At 39.3% G+C, this 3,920-nt stretch carries 4 protein-coding genes and 1 pseudogene; 3 read left to right on the top strand and 2 right to left on the bottom strand.

What is annotated here, in order from left to right; all coding sequences use genetic code 11:
* The first annotated feature begins 229 nt into the window (after positions 1-229).
* Positions 230-1,696: an arginine-ornithine antiporter gene (gene arcD, locus EI161_RS13610; RefSeq protein ID WP_227675382.1), complete on the top strand. Its 1,467-nt coding sequence runs from the start codon at positions 230-232 to the stop codon at positions 1,694-1,696.
* Between the two features lie 101 nt (positions 1,697-1,797).
* Positions 1,798-2,541: pseudogene (locus tag EI161_RS13605) on the top strand (transposase); the annotation flags it as partial.
* Between the two features lie 185 nt (positions 2,542-2,726).
* Here EI161_RS13605 and EI161_RS14850 read toward each other — a convergent pair.
* Positions 2,727-2,960 (bottom strand): DUF4172 domain-containing protein, encoded by a 234-nt coding sequence (locus EI161_RS14850; RefSeq protein WP_263972277.1) that lies wholly within the window; start codon positions 2,958-2,960, stop codon positions 2,727-2,729.
* A 567-nt stretch (positions 2,961-3,527) separates the two neighbouring features.
* Between EI161_RS14850 and EI161_RS13595 the strand changes: the two genes are divergently transcribed.
* Positions 3,528-3,692 carry a TetR/AcrR family transcriptional regulator gene (locus EI161_RS13595; protein ID WP_192529792.1) on the top strand — a complete coding sequence of 55 codons (165 nt, stop codon included), beginning with the start codon at positions 3,528-3,530 and terminating at the stop codon, positions 3,690-3,692.
* 21 nt (positions 3,693-3,713) lie between these two features.
* Here EI161_RS13595 and EI161_RS13590 read toward each other — a convergent pair.
* On the bottom strand, positions 3,714-3,920 hold a 207-nt coding region (locus EI161_RS13590; RefSeq protein ID WP_192524905.1), incomplete at its 5' end, for an IS30 family transposase.

The following is a 3,920-nucleotide window of genomic DNA, read 5'->3' as shown; positions in this document are numbered from 1 at the left end:
ATATCGTTCACCTAGGCTTAGATGTGTATAGTTCATGGTTGCAATCTCACTTTGGCGGTGAATATCAACTTTGATGCTAGCGCATCTAGGTCTTTTTTTCACCTCGACTTTGGTATTGCACTTCATGTGCTAATCTAAGTTTAAATCGATTGTATCTTATTTAAAAAGGACCAACTATACAAAGAAAGACAGCAATGCGTATTAGGGTTTTAACTAAAGGAATGCTTACGTGGCAGATTCAGAAATCCAAGCTATTGAAAGTAGTAATAGCGTAAAAAATCTAAGTTTTACTGCCCTAACCGCTCTTGTGGTAGGTTCTATGATTGGGGCTGGTATTTTTTCGTTACCCCAAAATATTGCAGAAAAAGCCAGCGTTGGTGCAGCAATGATTGGTTGGTTAATTACCGGCTTTGGTATGCTGATGTTGGCTTTTGTGTTTCAAATGTTGTCTCGGCGCAAACCCGAGCTTGATAGCGGTGTTTATGCCTATGCTAAAGCTGGCTTTGGTAATTATATGGGCTTTAACTCGGCATGGGGGTATTGGCTAGTAGCATCGCTTGGCAATGTGAGTTATTACGTATTGATATTTGCCACCTTAGGGTACTTTTTTCCCGTATTTGGAGAGGGTAACACCATTGCTGCTGTTGCTGCCGCCTCATTATTATTATGGGCACTATACTTTATGCTAGCTCGCGGTATCGAGGGAGCAACGTTCATTAATCAACTGGTAACGATTGCTAAAATCATTCCTTTATTAACATTTATCGTCATCATGTTCACCGCCTTTAAAATGGATATTTTTACAAATGATTTTTGGGGAGCAATAACGCTTGTTGATGGTATAAACCTTGGTTCAGTTGGTGCTCAGGTTAAAAATATGATGATGGTTACTGTCTGGGTATTTATTGGTATTGAAGGTGCAAGCTTATTTTCTGCAAAGGCTAAAAAACGCTCGGATGTTGGCAAAGCGACGGTGGTCGGATTTTTATTCACCTTAGTATTGTTGATGTTTATTAACTTCTTATCTATGGGTGTTCTCGCACAACCGGAGCTTGCAGTATTAAAAAACCCGTCGACGGCTTATTTGTTAGAAATGGTGGTAGGTAAGTGGGGAGCGACCTTTATTTCCGTTGGCTTAATTATATCAGTATGTGGCGCCTTGTTAGCGTGGACTTTGTTTTGTGCCGAAGTCTTATACTCTGCAGCCGCTGACCATACCATGCCCAGTTTTTTGCATAAAACTAATGCTAAACGCGTGCCTGTTAACGCCTTACTACTTTCTTCAGCATCGACACAACTGTTTTTGATCATCACTTATTTTTCTGAAGGTACTTATACCACCTTACTCTATTTGGCAACGTCAATGATATTGCTGCCTTACTTTTTCTCAGCAGGGTATGGATTAATGGTTGCTAAAAACAAGGTCGGTTATGAGCATGCAGAGAGTAATTTTAATGATGTAATAGTGGCAGCTATCGCCGTTATTTATAGCTTATGGCTACTGTATGCCGCAGGTATTCAATACTTCGTCTTATCGGCATTACTCTATTTACCCGGAATAATCTTTTACATAAAAGCGCGTCAAGAGCAGCAAGCCACGCTATTTACCACTGCTGAAAAAATCATTTTAGGTATTATCGTTATCGCTGCTTTGTATGCCGCTTATGGATTATATACTCACACCTTAACGCTGTAGAAAATGGAATTTATAGAAGCTGAATAGGTAATCCTCCCCCGATAAATAAGAACACTTTAAAATAGAGATTAACTGTTAAAATATATCAGTAGGAGAATCCTATGAAAAAGACCTGTTTTAGCGACAACCAAATTGTCAACATCTTAAAACAAGCAGAACAAGGCGTACCTATCGCTGATTTATGCCTCAAAGCACGTTCTACAACTAGCGTTCTAAATATGGTGGCATGGATGCTGCGCTTATCAGTCGCTTAAAAAAGCTTGAGATTGAAAATGCTCGATTAAAGAAGATGTATCCTGACGAGTGTCTGAAATCAGACATCCTACAGGATGCCATGTCAAAAAGTGGTAGCGCCACAAAGGCGCAAAGAGATGGCTTGTCACTATATTAAAGACCGTGGTATTAGCTTACGCCGTGCTTGCCGTATCTTTAATATCAGCGTCACTTGCTACTACCACAAGTCGGTGGCCTCTGATGAGAACCAACAGATCGCGCATTTGCTTATAGGGCTGAATAATTAGAACAAGAACTAGGGCTTTGGTTTGTGCTTTTTAAGCCTACGCAATGTCTTAAGACTGCCATACAATCATAAGCGTGTGTATCGTATCTACTGCGAGCTTGAATTAAACCTTAGGATCAAGCCTCGCCGCCGCATCAAGCGCAATAAACTCGTACCACTGGCTATACCTGAAAGGATAAACCAAAGTTGGAGCATGGACTTTATGCACGATACCCTAAACGATGGTCGTGCCTTTAGACTGTTCAATGTGATTGATGATTATAATCGTGAAGCATTAACGGTTGATGTTAGCTTCTCATTGCCCATCCAAGGGGTCATACGTAGTCCCTTGCGCTAGCATTCGTTCTATGATTGCTTATGCTAGCCGTCTATTTCCATAATCAAATGAATGGATTGTCACAAACCTTTAATGAGCAATACTCGCTTTGATGACCAAATATATCATCTTGCTCAAGAAAATAATTGCGTAAGTTATTGACTGTCATCACGAATACTGCCGTATTTAATGCGTTAAAGTCCACTATATCCATTAGGAAATAATGCCTTATGCCATCCCAGTAAATCGTTTAACAATAATGGGTATTGATAGGGATAGATAGCATTTAGCATCATGTATACTACCGTATCAATCTCATGACTAGCAGTTGGCATACCAACGCCATCTATCCTTAAATATCGGGCGACAGAAGACCGTACTCGCTCGTTATTTAATGGCTCACCTTCAATCTCTGAAGTTTTAACCATCTCCAAAATCACTGCGTCTAACTGTGCCTAAACGTTGAGATCGAACCCTAGCGTTAGCAATTTCCCAAGCAAACGGCCTTATAATATCCGCACACGACTGACCAATGGCAGCAGATTTTTATCTGATCACTATTATTCAACCCAGTCTAGATATTCATTAATATAGGTCATATGCGGCATATTTGTCTCAGTGATACACAGAGATTAAAACCCTAATCTCATTATCTTATACATAGAAAAGAAATCAAAGAGAACGCACAAAAATATAAAAAAGGCAATTTTTAAAAAGTTGACACGCTTGAGCACCCAGTCTCTAAACTTATGTTTCTTTATTCTCTTATAATAATTATTACAACGGTATTGACTCCCTCTATCAGACTGAACTATTAAATATCTACCAGATCTTTTATTCTCATACTTAATGCTTGACAAACTAAATCTACTGCCATGAATTCGCTACTATATATAATGCTTACACAATAAAACAAAAAATAATATAACTTAACACTCTATAATTTAACAGTTGGTTAGTATAAGGGTTGAGAAGCTTAAAAAGAAGAGAACCCCGTGAAACGTGCAGAGCAAGAGCGCTCATTACAAACTAAAAATAAGATATTATCAGCTGCCCTTTCTGAGTTTGCTTCAACAGGTTTTGATGGTGTTTCAACGCGCGCCATTGCTAAAAAAGCAGAGGTGAACCACACCTTGATTAGCCATCATTTCGGTTCTTAGATTAACACACCAAGTGCAACGCTAAATTATATTATAGAACACCTGATTGGGCGTTTTAAACCCTAAGCGTTTTCTTGGTCTGTTGTTTAGTTTATTCTCAATGTCCTGTATCTCATTATCAGAGACTTGTCTAAAGTCACAACCCTTAGGCAAGAACTCTCTGATTAAGCCGTTGGTATTCTCGTTGGTTCCTCGCTGCCATGACGCATAAGCATCGGCAAAGAAGAA

The organism is Psychrobacter sp. FME5, assembly GCF_014861375.1.
Classification (GTDB): Bacteria; Pseudomonadota; Gammaproteobacteria; order Pseudomonadales; family Moraxellaceae; genus Psychrobacter.
Note: the sequence above shows the minus strand (reverse complement) of the source record. Positions and strands in the feature narration are given on the sequence as shown.